13 protein-coding genes are annotated in these 19,039 nt (G+C 61.5%); 7 read left to right on the plus strand and 6 right to left on the minus strand.

Annotation, left to right across the window (positions count from 1 at the left end):
* Nucleotides 1-43: 43 nt before the first annotated feature.
* Together N4R57_04050 and N4R57_04055 are read right to left on the minus strand one after the other, a co-directional pair.
* Nucleotides 44-1,072 (minus strand): TRAP transporter substrate-binding protein, encoded by a 1,029-nt coding sequence (locus N4R57_04050; protein ID UYV38270.1) that lies wholly within the window; start codon nt 1,070-1,072, stop codon nt 44-46.
* An 81-nt stretch (nt 1,073-1,153) separates the two neighbouring features.
* The gene (locus N4R57_04055; GenBank protein UYV38271.1) at nt 1,154-1,867 is read right to left on the minus strand and encodes an SDR family oxidoreductase; all 714 of its coding nucleotides are present in this window, start codon (nt 1,865-1,867) and stop codon (nt 1,154-1,156) included.
* A gap of 249 nt (nt 1,868-2,116) precedes the next feature.
* On the opposite strand from N4R57_04055, the gene N4R57_04060 reads away from it, so the two are divergent.
* From N4R57_04060 to N4R57_04080, 5 genes are read left to right on the plus strand one after another with little or no spacing between them, the layout of a single operon-like run.
* The gene (locus N4R57_04060) at nt 2,117-2,926 is read left to right on the plus strand and encodes an IclR family transcriptional regulator (protein ID UYV38272.1); all 810 of its coding nucleotides are present in this window, start codon (nt 2,117-2,119) and stop codon (nt 2,924-2,926) included.
* A 33-nt stretch (nt 2,927-2,959) separates the two neighbouring features.
* Nucleotides 2,960-4,138 carry an acetyl-CoA acetyltransferase gene (locus tag N4R57_04065; GenBank protein UYV38273.1) on the plus strand — a complete coding sequence of 393 codons (1,179 nt, stop codon included), beginning with the start codon at nt 2,960-2,962 and terminating at the stop codon, nt 4,136-4,138.
* A complete protein-coding gene (locus N4R57_04070) occupies nt 4,135-5,754 on the plus strand; it encodes an acyl-CoA synthetase (GenBank protein UYV38274.1) in 1,620 nt (539 codons plus the stop codon). The genes N4R57_04065 and N4R57_04070 overlap by 4 nt, the downstream gene beginning before the upstream one ends.
* Before the next feature lie 2 nt (nt 5,755-5,756).
* Nucleotides 5,757-6,644: a hypothetical protein gene (locus N4R57_04075; protein UYV38275.1), complete on the plus strand. Its 888-nt coding sequence runs from the start codon at nt 5,757-5,759 to the stop codon at nt 6,642-6,644.
* 54 nt (nt 6,645-6,698) lie between these two features.
* A complete protein-coding gene (locus N4R57_04080; GenBank protein ID UYV38276.1) occupies nt 6,699-7,826 on the plus strand; it encodes a CoA transferase in 1,128 nt (375 codons plus the stop codon).
* On the opposite strand, the gene N4R57_04085 is transcribed toward N4R57_04080, so the two are convergent.
* Both N4R57_04085 and N4R57_04090 read right to left on the minus strand, forming a co-directional pair.
* Entirely contained in the window at nt 7,823-9,382 is a 1,560-nt protein-coding gene (locus N4R57_04085) for an acetolactate synthase large subunit (protein ID UYV38277.1), read from the minus strand. The genes N4R57_04080 and N4R57_04085 overlap by 4 nt on opposite strands.
* Nucleotides 9,379-10,947, minus strand: a complete 1,569-nt coding sequence (locus N4R57_04090; protein ID UYV38278.1) for an acyl--CoA ligase — start codon at nt 10,945-10,947, stop codon at nt 9,379-9,381. Before N4R57_04090 ends, N4R57_04085 begins: the two co-directional genes overlap by 4 nt.
* A gap of 521 nt (nt 10,948-11,468) precedes the next feature.
* Here N4R57_04090 and N4R57_04095 point away from each other — a divergent pair.
* Both N4R57_04095 and N4R57_04100 read left to right on the plus strand, forming a co-directional pair.
* Nucleotides 11,469-14,915: a glycosyltransferase gene (locus tag N4R57_04095; protein UYV38279.1), complete on the plus strand. Its 3,447-nt coding sequence runs from the start codon at nt 11,469-11,471 to the stop codon at nt 14,913-14,915.
* Nucleotides 14,912-17,404 (plus strand): DUF3131 domain-containing protein, encoded by a 2,493-nt coding sequence (locus N4R57_04100; GenBank protein UYV38280.1) that lies wholly within the window; start codon nt 14,912-14,914, stop codon nt 17,402-17,404. The genes N4R57_04095 and N4R57_04100 overlap by 4 nt, the downstream gene beginning before the upstream one ends.
* A 32-nt stretch (nt 17,405-17,436) precedes the next feature.
* Here N4R57_04100 and N4R57_04105 read toward each other — a convergent pair whose 3' ends face one another.
* Both N4R57_04105 and N4R57_04110 read right to left on the minus strand, forming a co-directional pair.
* Nucleotides 17,437-17,985, minus strand: coding sequence for a hypothetical protein (locus tag N4R57_04105; GenBank protein ID UYV38281.1), 549 nt, complete (start codon nt 17,983-17,985; stop codon nt 17,437-17,439).
* A 270-nt stretch (nt 17,986-18,255) separates the two neighbouring features.
* On the minus strand, nt 18,256-19,023 hold the full coding sequence (locus N4R57_04110) for a DeoR/GlpR family DNA-binding transcription regulator (protein ID UYV38282.1): 768 nt from the start codon (nt 19,021-19,023) through the stop codon (nt 18,256-18,258).
* Nucleotides 19,024-19,039: the final 16 nt, after the last annotated feature.

The following is a 19,039-nucleotide window of genomic DNA, read 5'->3' on the forward strand; positions in this document are numbered from 1 at the left end:
AAGCTGCGCGGGCCACGCCAAAGCGGCCCGCGCAGGGTTGCGTTTAGTCGACGTAGCCGAGGTCTTTCCACTGGGCATATTCGGTGCGGAAGGCTTGAATATGATCCCAGACGCGCTTGAACTCGGGGCTTTGCGCGGTCTTTTCGGCAACGACCTCGTCCCATGCGCCACGGAAGGCAGCCATCATCTCGTCATTCCAGCGGTGGACGATGACGCCGTTTTCGGCCTGCATCTTTTTCAGCGGTGCGATTTCGATCGCTTCGCCCTGTGCCGTGGTGCGGGCCACATTGGCGGTGCAGACTTCCTGAATGGCGGCGCGGTCACGATCGCTCAGGCCGTCCCAGCTGTCTTTGTTCATCATGAAGACGATGAGCGAGGTCTGCTGGTGCCAGCCGGGGAAGTAGTAATGCTTGGCGTGCTCATACATGCCGAGCGCGTTGTCGATCGCCGGGAAGGACATTTCCGCGGCGTCGATGGTGCCGAGGTTGAGCGCGCTCATCGTGTCGGCGGGGGGCATGGATTGCGCCGCGACGCCGAGTTTTTCCATCACCGCAGCGCCGAGGCCGAAGATCCGCATCTTCTTGCCTTTGAGGTCGGCGGGGGTGTTGATTTCTTCGCGGAACCAGCCCGAGGCTTCGGGGGCGAGGATCGAGCAGAGTTCGGAGTGGATGTTGTAGGGGGCGGAAATCTCGTTCCAGAGTTCATAGCCGCCAGCGTTATACCACCAGGCGGTATATTCGCGCACGTCCGGGCCGAACGGGAAGGCGGTAAAGAGCGAGGCCGAGGGCACGACGCCTTCGGCAAAGCCGGGGCTATACCAAGCCGCTTCGATGGCGCCGGTTGAAAGCGCGTCCCAGATTTCGTTGCCAGCAACGATTTCGCCGGGGTTGCGGAAGACAAAGTTCAGCTCTCCGCCGGTGATTTTGGAAATACGCCCGCCCAGTTCGGCACCGGACGAGCCGAGTAGCGGCAGGGTGCCGGGGTAGATCGACTGCATTTCAATGTCGCGCGCGCCAGCCGGAAGGGCCAGAGCGGTCAGGGCGGCCGTAAGGGCCAGTGTTTTGAGTTTCATGTTTTCTCCTCCGTTATAATCAAACCGGCGATGGGCCGGGTCTTGTGTAAATTCGGGTGTTCGGGGCGGCTGCGCGATGCGTCAGACCCCTGCGATACGCCATCCTCCGTCGACGTTGAGGCAATGGCCGGTGATGTTGGATGCGCCGGGTGAGACGAGGAAGCGCACGGCTTCGGCGATCTCTTCGCCGCGCGCATAGCGGCCTTGCGGAATGGTTTCTAGGTAACGCTGGCGTTGCTCGGGCGGGTGGTGTTTGGCCATCGGGCCATCAACCGGGCCGGGGGCAACGGAGTTACAACGGATGTTATGTTCGGCCAGTTCGACGGCCATCTGGCGGGTCAGGTGCAGCAGCCCGGCCTTGGAGGTGCCATAGGCCACGCGCCCGCGGCTGGCGACTTGGCCCGAGACCGAGGCGATATTGACGATATTGCCGCCGCCGGTTTTGACCATCGCCTGTGCCGCCGCCTGTGACAGGAGCATGGGCACGGTCAGGTTGACCTCTATGATACTGTCCCAGAGCGCCTTGTCGGTTTCAAAGAAGGGCACGACGCGGCCCAGCCCGGCGCAGTTGATCAGCGCGCCGATCTCGCCGGCTTGGCTTATGAGGCTATTGCGGGTGTCGGGGTCTGTCAGATCGCCGATAAATCCACGCGCGCCAATGCTTTGAGCCGCGTCCATGACTGTATCGGTGAGATCGACGAGCAGCACGGGCCAGCCATCCGCAACCAAGGCGCGGCCAATGGCAAGACCGAGCGTCCCCGCTCCGCCAGTCACGATTGCCGTGGCTTTGGTCATGGCATGTGCCTCCCCATTCCTCCTTGTTGGGTTTCGCTCTGTCCTGCTGCGCGTCCTCTCACGCGGCAGGTCTGGAGAAACCCTCACTTTCACATGCTGTCCATATTATGGATGTAAAAGTGTCGTGACCTTAGTTGCGAGTCGGGAGACTTGTAAAGATATTTTATCGCGTTCAGTCCTAATAACAATTTCCGCTTGATTGACGGAGTGAAGCGGTTCTAAGATTACCGCAGGAGGAGTGTCCATATTATGGATAGCGGCAAAGAAACATCCGGCGGCAGCCAGAGTATCGACCGGGCGTTGAGCCTGTTGTCGCTTGTGGCGAGTCACGGCGGCGACGAGGTTCCGATGCCCGAGCTGACCGAGAAGACCGGGCTCTCGCGTCCGACGGTGCGGCGCATTATGCTGGCCCTGATGCGGGCGGGCTATGTCGAGCAGGCGCCGCAGGGTGGCTATTTTCCCGGACCCGAATGCCTTGTCGTGGGGACGATGGCGGCGCGGCGGCATAACCTGCTTGATGCGTCGATGGACAGTTTGATTGCGCTGGCCGCGGCCTGTGGTGACAGCAGTTTCGTGTCGGTGCGGCGCGGGTCCTATTCGGTTTGCCTGCACCGTGAAGAGGGCGATTTTCCGATCCGCACCCATGTATTGCAGCCCGGCGCGCGCCACCCTTTGGGGGTTGGTGCGGGAGCGATGGCGATACTGGCGGCGCTGCCCGAAGATGAAATTGAACAGGTTCTTGAGGCGACCAACGCCGAGAGGCGCGCGGATTTTCCGGGGTTTACCGAAGAGTTCCTACGCCGTGAAATTGCCGCGCAACAGAGCCGGGGCTGGACCCTTAATCCGGGCATGTATGTGGCCAACAGCTGGGCCATCGGGGTGCCGGTCAAGGGCGCGGCGGGTCGGGTGCTTGGCTCGATCTCGATCGCGGCGATTGACAATCGCATGACGCCGGACCGGCAGGCGGCCTTGGGCAAGATGTTGCTGGAGCAGGCCAAGATAATCGAGGGGCGGCTGACCGTGCCGACCCGGACACCGCAAAACCAGAGCGCCGGATAAGGGCGCGAGATATATTCCGAGGAGAACCACGACATGACCAATCACCCTTGTATCGTTGGATGGGCGCACAGCCCGTTTGGTAAGCTGGACGACGCGCCGGACACCGAGAGCCTGATCAAGGCGACCGTGCCGGATGCGCTGAGCCATGCAGGTGTGGCGGCGGAGGATGTTGATGGCATTTTCCTTGGCACGTTCAACAGCGGTTTTGTGCCGCAGAACTTTGAGGCGGGGCTGGTTGGTATGGCCGTGCCGGAGCTGGCGCATGTGCCGGCGGTGCGGATGGAGAACGCCTGTGCCACCGGGTCGGCGGCGCTGTATTCGGCGATGGATTTTGTGGCGGCGGGGCGCGGGCGTATCGCGCTTGTCGTCGGGGTTGAGAAGATGACGACGATCCCGCCGTCAGAGGCGGCGGACCTGATGCTCAAGGGCGCATATGTTGCCGAAGAGGGCCATTTTTCGCCCGGTTTTGCAGGCGTGTTCGGTCATATCGCACAGAGCTATTTCCAGCAGTATGGCGACCAGTCTGATGCGCTGGCGATGATTGCGGCGAAGAACCACAAGAACGCGGTGCGCAACCCTTATGCCCATATGCCCAAGGATTTCGGCTTTGAGTTCTGCAACACGGTGAGCGACAAGAACCCCAAGGTGGCGGGGCCATTGCGGCGCACGGATTGTTCGCTGATCTCGGACGGAGCGGCGGTTTTGGTGATCGCGGACGCCGAGACGGCGAAGTCGATGAAACAGGCGATTGCCTTCCGCGCGCGCAACCACGTCAATGATTTCATGGCCCTGTCGCGGCGCGAGGCACCTTATGCGTTTGACGGTGCGGCGCGGGCATGGCGCGGGGCGCTGGACGAGGCGGGCCTCACGATTGGCGATCTCGATCTGGTGGAAACGCATGACTGTTTCACCGTGGCCGAGATGTTGGAATACGAAGCGATGGGGCTGGCCGAGCGCGGGCAGGGGCATCGCGTGATCCGCGAGGGTGTGACCACGCGCGAGGGCAAGCTTCCGGTGAACCTGTCGGGTGGGTTGAAGGCGCGGGGGCATCCGTTGGGCGCGACCGGTGTGTCGATGCATGTAATGGCCGCGATGCAGCTTGTCGGTGACGCGGGCGTGATGCAGCTTGAGGGTGCCGAGTTGGCCGGTGTGTTCAACATGGGCGGCGCGGCAGTGGCGAATTACACATCGATTCTGGAGCGCCTGAAATGAGCGAAGCGATGTCTTGGCCGACCAGCACGCGGGTGCCAAATGTCGCGCATTTCCTAACGCGGCATGCCCGCCGTCAGGCGGATGCGGTGGCGATCGTCTATGACGATCGGACATGGACATGGGGGCAGTTCGATGCGCGGGTGAGCGCGTTGGCGCGTGCGCTGCGCGTGGATTTGGGCCTTGAGAAGGGCGACCGGGTTTTGGTGCAATCGGCCAACAACAACCAGATGCTTGAGATCATGATGGCGGTGTTTCGCGCGGGGTTGGTTTGGGCACCGGCGAATTTCCGGCAGGGCACCGAAGAGATTGCGTATCAGTGCCAGAAATCCGGTGCCAAGGCGATGTTTGTTGAGCCTGCCTTTCCTGACCATGCCGAGGCCTGTCGCGGTATGCTGGAGCATGTGGTGGCGATTGGCGAGATGGCGGGCGCGCTGTCTTATGAGGCATTGGTGGCCAAGCATCTGGGGCAGGATTTCCCCAACGAAGAGGTCAGTCGCGACGATGCTTGCTGGCTGTTCTTTACGTCCGGGTCAACCGGGCGGCCCAAGGCGGTTGTGCTGACCCACGGGCAGATGACATTCACCATTCTGAACCACATGAATGATCTGATGCCGGGGCTGAGCGCACGGGATGCGAGCCTTGTCGTGGCGCCGCTGTCGCATGGTGCGGCAGCGCACCAGATGGCGCAGATCGCGGGCGGCGCGAAGAGCGTGATCCTGCCGCAGGGGCGTTTTGAGCCAGCTTTTGCGTGGAAGATGGTCGAAGACTGGCGCATCACCAATATGTTCACCGTGCCGACCATCGTGAAGATCATGGTCGAGGACGCCGCGGTGAAAGAGCATGACCACTCCAGCCTGAAGCATGTCATCTATGCCGGAGCGCCGATGTATCGCGCCGATCAGAAACGCGCTTTGCAAGAACTGGGTCATGTGTTGGTGCAATACTATGGGCTTGGCGAAGTGACGGGGGCGATCACCGTGTTGCGCCCGGAAGATCACCATCTTGAGGACGGGCCCGAGGCACGCCCCGGCACCTGTGGTGTCGAGCGCACCGGCATCGAAGTGAGCATTCAGGACGAGAAGGGCAACATCCTTGCCCCCGGCGAGACCGGCGAGATCTGTGTGATCGGCGCGGCGGTGACGCCCGGCTATTTCGAGGACGAGGGCGCCAATGCCAAGTCGTTCCGCAACGGCTGGTTCTGCACCGGCGATCTGGGCCACATGGACGAACAGCGGTTCCTGTTCATCACAGGGCGGTCTTCGGACATGTATATCTCGGGCGGTTCGAATGTCTATCCGCGCGAGATCGAAGAGATCCTGTTGACCATCGACGGGGTGAGCGAGGTCGCCATTCTTGGGGTGCCGCATCCGCGCTGGGGCGAGGTCGGTTTGTGCGTCTGTGTTCCCGAAGTGGGCAAGAGCGTAGATGAAGACAGCCTGCGCGGGAAGCTGGTTGGCAAGGTGGCGAAATACAAGCTGCCGCAGCATTTCGTGTTTCTCGAAGAGATGCCAAAGACCGCCTATGGCAAGATCACCAAGAAGCTGGTGCGCGAAGAGCTGACGGCGCGAGGTTTGATCCCCGATTACGAGGCCGAAACCAGCGGCGCGGGGGCCTGATCATGCGAACACTTCCCTTGCCGCGCCGCCCCGATGCCACGCCGATGCCCGAGGGGGACAGCCACGATTGGCTGACCCATCCCGGCCCGGTTCAGGAAGAACGCTTTACCCTTGGGCCGTGCACTGCGCAAAAGCTCACGCTTTCACTGCGCGGGGGGCTGTCGCTTCTTGATGCGGTGGCCGAGGCGGTCGAGGGCGCGGGCGCGGATGGCGCGACGGTGATCCTTGACGGTTTGCGGTTTAGCGCGATGGACTATGTCATGCCGGATGGCCCGCTCGATGAGCAGCACGCGGCGTGGTATAGCGAGACCTATCGCACCGGCGCGGCGCGTCTGGATTTCGGCACGGCGTCGTGCGGCAGGAAGGACGGCGCGTGGTTCATGCACAGCCATGCGATGTGGCAGGCCGAGGCACCGGGCATGGGGCATCTGATGAACGATCAGTGCTTTCTGGACGGTGATCAGGAGATCGAGGCCTATCTGCTGAGCGGTGCGCACCTTGTGGTGACCCATGACAGCGAGACGAATTTTTCGTTGTTCCACCCCGAGGTGCTGCGCAAGGTCGAGGGGGCCAATGCCGCGCTTCTGACGATTCGCCCGCATGAGGATTTGCGACCGACCATCGAGGCGGCCTGCGCCGAGATGGGCTTTGCCGATGCGTCAATCCACGGGATCGGGAGCCTGATCGGGGCCGGGTTCAGAGACGGCGCGCCGATGGCCGCGCCACTTTCGGAGGTGGTGCTGCTGGCGGGCTGTGCGGTGGAAGGCGGGCAATGTCGCGATCTGTCGATGGCGATGGTTGATCCGGCGGGCACGGTGTTTCGCGGCGATCTGCTCTCGGGCAAGGGGCCGGTTTGCGTGACCTTCGAGCTGTTGCTGGTTGCGGGTTAGACCGTTACTCCTTGGCTGTTAGCCAGGAGGAGTGACGGCGATGGCAGGTGCAGGATGAGCGGGCCTTTGAAGGGCCTGAAAGTGGTCGAGATGCAGGGGCTTGGCCCGGCGCCATTGGCGGGTCAGTTCCTTGCCGATATGGGCGCCGAGGTGGTGTTGATCACCCGCAAGTCGGGCGCGGCCGACCCCACGGATATCAACAATCGCGGCAAACGCTCGGTTGCGTTGAACCTCAAGGCGGCCGAGGGCGTGGAAGCGGCGATGGAGTTGATCGCGCGGGCGGATGTTGTGATCGAAGGCTTTCGCCCCGGCGTGATGGAGCGCATGGGGCTGGGGCCGGAGCCCTGCGCGGCGCGCAACCCAAAGCTTGTTTTTGCGCGGATGACCGGTTGGGGTCAGGAGGGGCCGCTGGCGCAGAGTGCGGGGCATGACATCAACTATCTTGGGCTGACCGGGTTTTTGCACGCGCTTGGCCCGGCGCAGGGCGTGCCAGCGCCGCCGCTCAATATCGGGGCGGATTATGGCGGCGGCACCATGTTCCTGTTGTTCGGGATCATGGCGGCGCTTTATGAGCGCCAGACCTCGGGCTTGGGGCAGGTTGTGGATGCGGCGATGGTTGACGGGGCCTCGGCGATGATGGCGCTGGTCCATAGTTTCATTGCGCGCGGGCAATGGTCCGAGGCGCGCGAGGCGAACCTGCTGGACGGGGGCGCGCCGTTTTACCGGACCTATGAATGCGGCGATGGCAAATTCCTTGCCGTTGGGCCGTTGGAGCCGCAGTTTTTTGCCGAGCTTGTCCGCCTTGCCGGCCTGCCCGAAGATCACATGGCGACGCAGATGGATGCGCCAAGCTGGGGTGAGCGCAGGGACGCCTATGCGCAGGTGTTCAAGCAAAAGAGCCGCGATGAATGGGCGGCGATTTTTGACGGATCGGACGCCTGTGCGACGCCGGTGATGACATGGTCGGAAGCGCCTGCGCATCCGCATATGGCAGCGCGCGGCACCTTCACCGAGGTCGCAGGCGTGACGCAGGCCGCGCCCGCGCCGAGACTGTCGCGCAGCGCCCCCGATACGCCCGCGCCGCCGCCTGCGCCGGGGGCAGACAGCGACGCGGTGCTGCGTGAGATCGGCTATGACGCGGCGGCGATTGCGCGGCTGCGCGAGGCCGGGGTTCTGACCTAGAGGTTCACCTGAATGAGATAGGGGCCGGGGGTTTCGAGCCCGGTTTCCATCGCGACTTCGAGGTCTTCGCAGGTGTCGGCCTGACAGGCGTCGACGCCCATGGATTTGGCCATATGGACCCAATCGAGCGCCGGGCGGTCAAGTGACAGCATGTCAATCGCGCGCGGGCCGGGGTTGGCAACGCCGACATTGGTCAGCTCGCCGCGCAGGATGGTGTAGCTGCGGTTGGCGAAAATCAGCACCGTCACGTCGAGCTTCTCGCGGGCCATCGTCCAGAGCGCCTGAACCGTATACATGGCCGAGCCGTCTCCGGTGAGGGCGAGCACATTGCGATCCGGGCAGGCGATAGATGCGCCGACCGCGGCAGGCAGGCTGTAGCCGATAGAGCCGCCACAATTGTTAAGCCATGTGTGCCGCGCCGCGCCACGGGTCGCCGGAAAGAAGGCCCGCCCGGTGGTTACGGATTCATCGACGACGATTGCATCCTCGGGGATGGCGCGCGCGATGACCTGTGCCAGATTATCAAGGTCGAGCCGCCCTGTGGGCTGATCGGGCAGATCGGGCGTGGCGACATGGGCGGGGGCGGTTTCGGTTGCGCCTGTGGCCTCGGTCAGGGCGGTGAGCGTCGCGTCAAGATCGGCGCTGGCGTCCGCGAGGGTGATGATTTCGGCGTCGTCGCGGGTGAGGGTGGCGGGTTTGCCGGGATAGGCAAAAAAGCCGATGGGTGCGCGCGCGCCGACAAGGACGATGCGTTTGAAGGGGGCGAGCACCTCGAGTGCGATGTCAATCGGGTAAGGCACGCGGTCGATCGCAACCCGTCCGGCGCCGCGTTCGAGCCGCGCGTTGGACCATTCTGACAACAGCTTGCAGCCGGTTTTGGCCGCGATGCGCCCGGCGAGAGCGAGGTTGTCTTCGGTGAGCGCCGCGCCGCCGAGCAGCAACAGGGTTTCAGGGCCGTCGAGCGCTGCGACCGCCAGTGGCAGGGCAGCGGCGTCAAATGCGCCGCGGGCAGGTGGCGCGAGCGCGTCATGTGTCACGCCACCCTCGTTCCAGGCGGTATCGCTGGGTAGGATCAGGGTGGTGATCTGACCGGGGGCGACCATGGCGGCCTGCACCGCTTCGGCGGCGTCTTTGCCCACGGCGGTCGCGGATTCCGAGGTGCGGACCCAATGCGAAACCGGGCGCGCGATGCCTTCGATATCCGAGGTCAGCGGCGCGTCGAGTTCGATATGGGTGGCGGCGTGTTCACCGACGATATTGACAATGCCGGAGCCTGCCTTTTTCGCGTTGTGCAGGTTTGACAGACCATTGGCGAGGCCGGGCCCGAGGTGCAGCAGTGTCGAGGCCGGTTTGCCAGCCATCCGGTAATAGCCATCGGCGGCCCCGGTTGCGACGCCCTCTTGCAAGGCCAGAACCGAGCGCATGCCGGGGATATGGTCAAGCGCCGCGACAAAGTGCATTTCGGAGGTGCCGGGGTTGGTAAAGCAGACGTCAACGTCATTGGCGAGCAGAGTGTGCACGAGGCTTTCTGCCCCGTTCATTGGTGGTTTGGTCACGGTGTTTCCTTTTCCCAGTATGGTGCGCGCAGGTCTTTTTTGAGGATTTTGCCGATGGTGCTGCGGGGCAGGCTTGTGCGAATTTCGACCCCCGAGAGGCGTTGGCTTTTGCCCAGCTTTGCATTGGCGCTTTGGCGGATGTCTTGGTCTGAGCGGGTGGCGCCATCGCGCAGGACCACAAGGCCGAGCGGTGTTTCGCCCCATGCCTCGGACGGGATGCCGATCACGGCGGCGTCAATCACATCGGGATCATCAAGCAGGACCAGTTCCAGATCATTGGCATAGATATTGAGACCGCCCGAGATGATCATGTCTTTCTTGCGGTCCGACAGAACGAGGAAGCCATCGTCGTCAAACGCGCCCATATCGCCGGAGCGAAAGAAGATATTGCCCGCCGCGTCGCGCCAGATGTATTCGGCGGTCAGGTCGTCGCGGCCGAAATAGCCCGCCATCATGGTCGGGCCACGGCCACAGATTTCGCCGGTTTCGCCGGGGGCGACTTCGGTTCCGTCCGGGTTGATCAGGCGGATTTCATTGCCGGGGGCGACACGGCCAACGGTGTGGAGCTTGTCAGGGTGGTCATCAGCCACCAGAACGCAGACGCCGCCGCCTTCGGTCAGGCCGTAATATTCGATCAGCTTGCCGGGGAAGCGGTTGAGCACATCGCGTTTTACATCGGCGCGCAGGGGGGCAGAGGTGGAGAATTTGATTTGCATCGAGGTGAGATCGAAGCTGTCAAAATCGGCCACATCCATGATGCGTTTATATTGCACGGGCACGAGCATGGTGTGGGTGATACGCTCGCGCTCGACAATTTGAAGGTAGGCGCGGGCGTCGAATTTAGACATCAGGTGCACGGTCGACCCGCCAAAGAGTGTCGGGACGAACGACACGATGGTCGTGTTGGAATAGAGCGGCGTCGAGATCAGCGTGCGGGCGGCATTGTCATAGCCATTGGGCGAGACACGATCCATTTGCGCCGCGCGCATCCAGTGGTCGTGCAGGATGCCCTTGGGCGTGCCGGTGGTGCCGGAAGAGTAGATCAGGTTGAACGGATCGGACATCGCGATCGGGATCATCGGATCGGTGGCGGAGGCGGCGGCCATGGCGCTCGGGTAATCCTCAAAACCGGGGTGCTCAAAATCAATGGCAAAGCAGGTGATCGGCAGGTGATCAACAAAGCCGCTAACCAGATCGAGGTATTGGCGGGCAACAAAGAGGAAGGTTGCGCCGCAATCCGTCAGCATTTTTTCGAGCGCGGCGGGCGAGGCCATAGACGACAGCGGCGTGACGCAGCCGCCGGCGCGCAGGATGCCCATGAACAGCTCGGCGTAGGCAATCGAATTGGGCGAAATGATCGCGACATTGGCGCTTTTTTGAAGTCCGCGGCTGAGCAGGAGATTGGCCACACGGTTCATCCGGTCGTCAAACTGTGCCCATGTCAGGTGATCGTCGCCACATACCAGCGCATCGCGGTCCGGGGTGGCGCGGGCATTGGCCCGGACACGTTCAACGATGGTCTCGGTGGGCGGGTTTTCGGCGAAGGGAGGGTCGATTGCGATCATCTGAAGCGGGCCGTTTCATGTAGGGTCGGGACTACAGGCTATGGCGCTGGGTATCAGGGGCACAAGCGGAACGCCACGTCTGAAACGGGTTCTGTTGCGGGTTCTGTTGCCGGGCAATTGTGGCGATAAATTTGGGCGCGCGGCGGGAGATTCTTGGCCGGGTGGCGTGTATTTGGTGTGTGAGAGTGCATAATCGGTATGTCTTGCGGCAGATTGTTGACGCAAACTCATCTAATTTTCGCCTTATTTCGCACAAAGGCGGCATTTTCTTGCCAAACTTCGACCACAATTGATACAAGCCGTCTTGGGGGCATTCTTGCGGAGAGAGTATCGCATTGAATGTGGGAAACGGTCCATCGGGTGGTGTCGTTTCGGTGTAATTTGCTCTGGGGAGCGCGCCGAACGTCATTGGCCATTTTATGTTTTGTTAACGATTTTTCTCGTTGTTTGTTTGTGATTGCGCGATGGAACGTGTGCTGCTTGATGAGGTGCTCGCCGGCATTTGCTGGAGCTGACGGCGCGTGACACAACTGAGCTATAAATTCCTGTTTGATGTCGAGGAGGCAAACCAGCACCCTGTCTTTTACGACCCGCGCCGGGTTCGAAAGAAACGCTTTCGGCGGTTGGTTGGGCTGGTTGTTTTCACCTTTTTCCTTTGGATTGGTGTGTTCTTTTGGAGCACCCTGCCGATGGGTGCGATCGTTGATGAGTTGCGTTTTTGGTGGAACATCGACAGCGTCAGCGAGCGTGTGACCACACCCGAGCGCGAGGCGAAGACGCCCGAGACGCAGCATCAAGGGTTTTTTGTACGCGCCGCACGGGCGAGCGCGAACGCGCAGGATGCCTGTAGCGCGATGCCGCAGGGTGTGTTGGGCGCAAAGCCCGATGGCACGGACCATGTGTTTTTCGGGCATGTGCCGACGGCGTTGGAGTGGGCGCCTTTGTCGCTCAAGAAAAGCTGTGGCACGCTGAACGTCTTGATCCCTGATTGGTTGAGCGTGGTGCGGGATGCCAAGGCTGCGGGCGCGTCGCTGGCTGTTGTGTCGGCGGATGCGAGCACGCGCGAGCCGATTGATGCCTACCTCAAGACCGCAGCGACGCCGCCCGCTCTGATGCCGACGGTCGCGTTGGATGCGGAGCAGGACCTTGACGGGTTGGTCGCGCAAATGACTGATACAGCAGCGGCAGCGGGGTTGGTGGGCGATCTTGTGGCCTCGGCGCAGCGCCTTGACGCGATTGGTTTGTGTCTGGATTTCAAACAGCTTGATGATGCACAGATGGCGAAGACGGCCCCGTTTCTGAGCGCCTTTGGCGCGGGGATGAAACAGGGCGGCCTGCAATCCTGTGTTATTGTTGGCGCACAGCAGGCGATCTGGCAGGACCGCACGCTGATGCAGGGGTTCGATAAGGTTATCCTAAAGGCGTTTGTCGAGCCGTGGGTCGGAAGCCCGCCCAGCCCGCTGGCGGCGGATACGTGGTTTGCGGATGTCGCGGCCAAGGCGGTTGCCGCCATCGGGCCAGAGCGGCTGACCATTGCGATTGGCAATTTCGCGTCGGAGTGGACCACGCGCCAGCCTCTGCCCGAAACCCTTCCGGTGGTCGAAGCATGGAAGCGGATCGACGACGCCAAGGCGAAGCTGAACTTTGGGGCGGATGTTGGCAACGGGTTTGCCTCGTTCCGGGATCGCGCGCGGGGGAGCCACAAGCTTTGGCTGCTTGATGCGGTGTCGGCGCACAACCAGATACGCACGCTTAACACGCTTGGGGTGCGCAACATCGCGCTTTGGTCGCTTGGGCGGGAGGATCCGGGTGTGTGGCCGGTATTGGCCGCCGCCAAGTCCGACACGGTCGAGATTGCGAGCCATTTGAAACAGCTGCGCTATGACAACTATGTGTCCTATACTGGCAAGGGCGCGTTTTTGCGCGTGCTTGACCAGCCAAGGGATGGCGCGCGCGACGTCGATGTGGACGCGGCCACGGGGCGGATCACGGACGTGCGCTATACGCAGTTTCCGCGCCCCTATCTGCTTGAGCGCTATGGCCAGCCCGCGCCTAACAAGCTGGTGCTGACGTTTGATGACGGGCCGGACCCGGTCTACACGAAAGCGATTTTGGACACGCTGCGCGAGACGCAAACGCCGGGGGCATTTTTTGTCGTTGGATCGCGGGTGATGGAAGAGCCCGACCTGTTGAACCGGATGATCGCCGAGGGGCATGAGATTGGTGCGCATACGTTTTCGCATCCGCGTATGGACCTTGTCTCGCAAGCGCGGGCCGAGTTGGAGCACCGCATGTCGGCGCGGGTGATCGCCGGCTATTCGGGCCACAAAACGCAGCTCTATCGCGAGCCGTTTTTGCGGGCGGGCGGGCCGATCGAAGAAGCGCGGGTGCATTCGCTTGAGCGGGTGCAGCTGGACGGCGGGATCATCGCCGGGATGGAAGTTGTGCCCAAGGATTGGCTGGGGCTGAGCGCAACCGAAATTGCCGATTTCGTAATCGACGAGGTCAACAAGGGCACCGGCAACGTCATCCTGTTGCATGATGGTGGCGATGATCGCACGGCCTCGGTGAACGCGCTGCCGCGGATTATTCGCGAGCTGCGCGAGCAGGGGTATGAGTTCACGACGCTGGCTGATTTCCTTGGGACGGATCGCGCCGCCTTGATGCCGGAGGTCACGGGACAGTGGCTGATCTTTGACCGGCTGACGTTTACCGCGCTGTCGGTGACGTGGTTCAGCCTTGAGACGATATTCTGGATCGTGCTGTTGATCGGGGTTCTCAGAACGCTGTTCATTCTGGTTCTGGCCGCTTTGAGACGGCGGACGCGACCGATTTCGACCGATCAGACGCCCAAGGTTTCGGTGGTGATCCCGGCATTTAACGAGCAGGGCCGCATCAAGCAATGTATCGAGAGTGTGCTGGCCAGCGATTACCCCAACTTTGATGTGATCGTCGTTGATGACGGCTCGCAGGACGAGACATTCAACGATGTACTGTGCTTTCAAAGAGATCGCCGCGTATATATTTTTGCGCAGCTCAATCAGGGTAAATGGGCGGCGTTGAACGCGGCGATTGCCAATACAAAATCCGAGATTCTGGTCTGTATTGATGCCGATACGGTGATTGACCCGCAGGCGATTGGCCATCTTGCGCGGCAGTTCAGCAACCCGCGGGTGGGGGCCGTTGCGGGCAAGATTTCGGTTGCGAACCGGCGCAATCTGTTGACGCGGTTGCAAGCGCTTGAATACATCACGGCGCAGAATTTCGATCGGCGGGCGTTTGATCTGGCCAACGGGATTTTTGTTGTTCCGGGCGCGATTGGCGCGTGGCGTACCCAAGCGGTGCGCGAGGCGGGGCGGTATCGCAATGACACTCTGACCGAAGATGCGGACCTGACCATCAACGTCAACCGCGCCGGGTATCGCGTGACCTATGAGGAAAAGGCCATCGCCTTTACCCAAGCGCCGGAGACGGTGCGCCAGTTGCTGGGACAGCGGCTGCGTTGGTCACTGGGCATGTTCCAATGCACGTGGAAGCACAAGAAGGCCATTTTTGAGGGCCGGAGCATCGGGATGCTGTCGATCCCTGACATGCTGATCTTTGGCTATTTGTTTCCGCTGTTGGCACCGATTGCTGACGCCTTTGTGCTGGTGCTGCTGTACAAGCTTTTTGCCGGCAACTGGAGTGGCGAGGTCGGGGGCGCGGTGTCGGATACGCCGACCCATCTGATCTTTGCGTATATGGTTTTGCCGTTGCTGGATTTCATTGTCGCGGCGTTTGCGTTGAAGACTGACGGGCGCGAAAGCTTGCGCATGTTGTGGCTGTTTCCGTTTCAGCGTTTCTTTTACCGCCAGCTGCTGTATTTTTCCGTCTACCGCTCGGTTTTGCGCGCGGTCACGGGAACATTGGCAGGCTGGGGTCGGGTGAAAACCAGAAAACGGGTCCTGTTCAGGAAGAGAATGGCATGAAAAGACGCAGTTTTCTGGCGTCGTCCATCGCTGCGGGCGTGTGGGCGGTGGGGCCGGCCAATCGCGGTGTGGCGGCGTTGCGCGTGAAATCGGCATCGGTGATACTCACCGACATCACGGCAGAGACCGACACCGGAACGCTTTTTGATCTGGTTGAACGCTTTCTTGAGAACGGTGTTTGGGTCACCTGTGTGATCCGGCTGGGGCAGGAGGAGGCGCGCGACGAAGCGCTTGCCGCGACGCTGGAGTTTCTTGGCGGGTTGGGCGGCGGTGTCGATCTTGCGCTCGAGGTTCCGGCGCTTGCCAGCCTGTCGCCGTATTTTCAGGCGCGCGCGGTTTATGAGGCCAGCAAGCGGCTGCGTCGTGTCATGGCATCGCGCGGGGTGCGTATGCGGGTGCGCGCGGTCATGTGTGACGAGGTGGAAAAACCAATGCGGCCCACGGGTGTACGCTCGTCAGGTATTCGCAACGTGTTGGTGCGCCCGCGGGCGAGCGGGCGTGTGCGCTCGGAAACATGGGACAATGGCGTTGTGCGGTTTTTCGGCGGCGAGATTGTCGACCCTGCGTTGGGAGATGCGGTGAGCGGGTCCGGCAATGCCGAGGAAGACGCCGTGTTCTTTTACCTGCCGATGGCAGCGTTAGCGCGCCAGCCAGAAGGGGTGGTGCAGACTTGGGGTGACCAATTTTCCAAGGGGCTGGTGGCGCGCGAGTTGCAGGGGCAACTGGCGTTGATGACTGTGTCGGATTTGCAATTGCGCGACCAGTTCGGCAAGCATAGGTTGATTGCCGTGATCCTTGAGGCAGCTGACCCGTCAGAGCCTGAGGCGGTGCAGGCGGTCGAGACATTTCGCGGTGAGCTTTTGGCGGCGGGGATCCCGTCGGCGGTCCGGCCCAAGGGCGCGACATTCTGGGCCAACCACACGGACAACAACGCCGGATTGATGGCTGCGAGTTTAACCTGCGATGCGGGGCAAGCGGTTAAAACCGCTGTTGACGGCGTGGCTGGCGCGGGGGGTTTGCTGGCTTTTGACAGGGTGGAGGTGTCGAATTCGGGGGTCGATGGCTGTGCGGTGTTACATGTGCCTGAGTTTCGCGCGGGGCCAAATATAGCGTTGCAAGAGCTGTCGGCGGGCGAGCTGACGGATGTGGATATTGCGTTGGTTTTGCCTGCGGATTTGATCCGGCATGAAAAATTGCGCCGCCGCGTTTTGGCGCGGCTCGGGGCATTGCGGCAGGATGCGATCACCCGTTTTGTGCCGATTGGTAAGCTGGCGGGTGAGTTGCTGACCAATGAGCCGGTTGCGCTTAGGCATCGGCTGACGCGGGCGGCGATGGCGCGGGCGCCTCAGGCCGCACATCCGGGACCGGATCAGGCGGAAAGAGCGCGTCTCCTTGATGATGCGAAGCTGGCCTGGACGTATTTTGAAACATACACCGAGGCGGCAACCGGGCTTTGCCCGGCGACGGTGAACCGCCATCCGGGCGGGGAGATTCACCGGGCGGTGACGATGTGGGATGTTGGCAGCAACCTGAATGCGATTGTTGCGGCCACCGAACTTGGGTTGATCGAGCGAAAAGAGGCGGAGAAAACGTTTCGCCGGATTTTGCCGAACCTTGCCGGACGCGTCACCGATGGTGTGCGCCTGCCGCAGGGGTGGATACGCACCGACCGGCACCGGTGGGGGGTTCGCGATTTTGATGGCTGCGACGGGGGGCGGTTGCTGGCTTCGCTGGACAATGTGCGCCGGCGGTTCGGGATGGAGAAGGAGGTCAGCGCGCTGGTTTCCTCGTGGAATTTGGACAAGATCGTTGTCGACCGGCAGATCCATTCCGTGATCAAGCGCGAGTTGCGCTCTACTTTCGGGTCGCATTGCGCGCATTATTCCGCGCTGGCGTTTCGGCGCTGGGGGCTTGATGTGGCCTCGCCCTATGAGACATTCGCGGGGCGGTCTTCGGGGGATGGAGAAATGGCCATGCTGGAGGCTGTGTCCAAGATTGGGCCGCTCGGTGCCGAGCCGTTACTGCTTGAGGCGATGGAGTTGGGGATGTCGCCAGAGAGCGGGTATCTGGCAGAGGTGCTGTTTGCAGCGCTGGAGGAAGAATTCGCCGAAAACGGCCGTTTGTTGAGCGTGTCGGAAACGCCAATCGACCGCAAGCCATGGTTCATTTACCAAGGGCTGGAGTTGGGGTCTGGGCCGCGCAATTGGCGGTTGGACACGGTAGGTCATCAGCCTGAATACCTTTCGGCGGAGGCGGCGGAAGAGTTTTTGACCTTCAGCACCAAGGCGGCCTATTTGTGGGCAGCTTATCGTCCCGGCCCGTTTGCGGACAAGCTTCTTGAGTTTGCCCGCAGCAAGGCGCGGTATCCGCATGGTTTTGCATCAGGTGTTCACCTCGCCAGCCAGCGTGCGATGCACGACTATAGTGATCTGAATTCAAACGCGATCATACTTCAGTCAATTTCTCACACCCTGCGACAGTCTGGGTAAGCACGCAGGGTGTCGATGTCTTTTGGCCGTTCTTAGGCGCCTCGACAATTTGACAGGGCAATCTCTCCGGCGTGGACAGGCAGGCCCGGCGCGGGTTGGATGATGACGTCCTGAACGCCGGTGATTGAATACATGCAGCGATCAGAGGCGCTCGCTCCGACGCTTTTGCCGCCGACATAAATATCAAGCCAGGCATAGCCGCCATAGCCGGTGTGGCAGGGGCCGTTTTGGGGGCGGGGACCGTCGCCGCACAGGTCTTCGACGATGCCGTATTTCTGTAGGTTGGGGAAATAGAAGCGCGTGCCTGTAGGGAAGTCCATTTTGCTGCGGCCATTAGATTTCGAATGACCGACCGCGACGGTGACCGGATCGTTATAGGTGCCGGTTCCTCCGGCCTGACGGTGGACCACGGGACGGGCGATGCGTGCGCTTCCGGGAGGGGTATTGTCCCAAAAGCTATAGCCGGTGACGTAGGCTTTGGTCCGGCCTGCTGTGGGGGATTGGGTGCCGCCAGAGTTGTATGCAACGGGCTGGGGATCGGTCGTTACGATGTTTCGCGTCGATGTGTCGACTGATGGCATGCAGCCCATCAAAGAAAATGCACATATCGTGACAATGATAGATTTGACTTTGAAAACTGGCATGGATGCCTCCGATTGGTTGAACACAACCGGATGAGCATCGCGTCAGTGATTTGCGCGGTTGCTTCCGGTGCGTTGAACATCGGAAAGCGTGGTGAATTGCAGCTTAACAAGCTGGGAGAAGATAGGCAGGATTTGATTCAAATCCCTTGTGTTTGCAGTGTTTCCGGGGCGTCCCGAGAGGCCGCTGCAAGGCGTGGGGAAGGCGGGTTAGACCCGAATGCCGGTGCAGTCGTTGCGCTTGCAGATTTGCACAACACGGTCGGGGATATCTGCGCCGCTTACAAAGAAGTCATAGTCCCACAGATGCCCGTGCTGACAGGCTAGATCCAGTCCGAGTTTTTCGCTATCCGCGATCAGGATCGTTTTGTTGGCGCAACTGGCAATGGCTTTGCGGGCGGCGACCTCATCCGAGTTGTAGTCCATGACCGCGCCGGTGGAGGACAGGCCGCCGCAACTGAAAATGGCGAAATCGACGCGGTAATGTGCGTAGAATTCAAGCGCGGCGGCGCCGATCATATCGAGATCGCGCATCCGTACAGAGCCGCCCGCCATATCGACGCTGACGCCCGGTGCATTTTGCAGGGCGCAGACGGCGTGGATGCTGTTGGACACGACGAACAGGTTTTTATGCGAAGCCAGAAAGCGCGCACAATGTTCAACGGTGGTGCCCGTGCCGAGTGCGACACGCGCACCTTGGGGGATCAGGTTTTTCACCGCGAGCGCGATGCGTTGTTTTTCCTGACGGGCGACGCTTTCGCGGGGCAGGTAGCCGATGTTCTCGCTTTGCTGGCGCAGGCGTGCGGCCCCGTTGCGGCGTTGCACCAATGCGGCCTCGTCAAGGTCGCGCAGATCGGCGCGGATGGTTTGCACAGAAACAGAAAGGCGCCCGGATAGATCGGCGGCAGAGAGCTCTCCGTTTTCGGAGAGAAGCGAGACGATTCTGTCGCGTCGCTCGGCTATGTCTAATCGCGTCATGACTTTCCTTCGAAAG

It is taken from the genome of Rhodobacteraceae bacterium D3-12 (assembly GCA_025916135.1).
Classification (GTDB): domain Bacteria; phylum Pseudomonadota; class Alphaproteobacteria; order Rhodobacterales; family Rhodobacteraceae; genus JAKGBX01.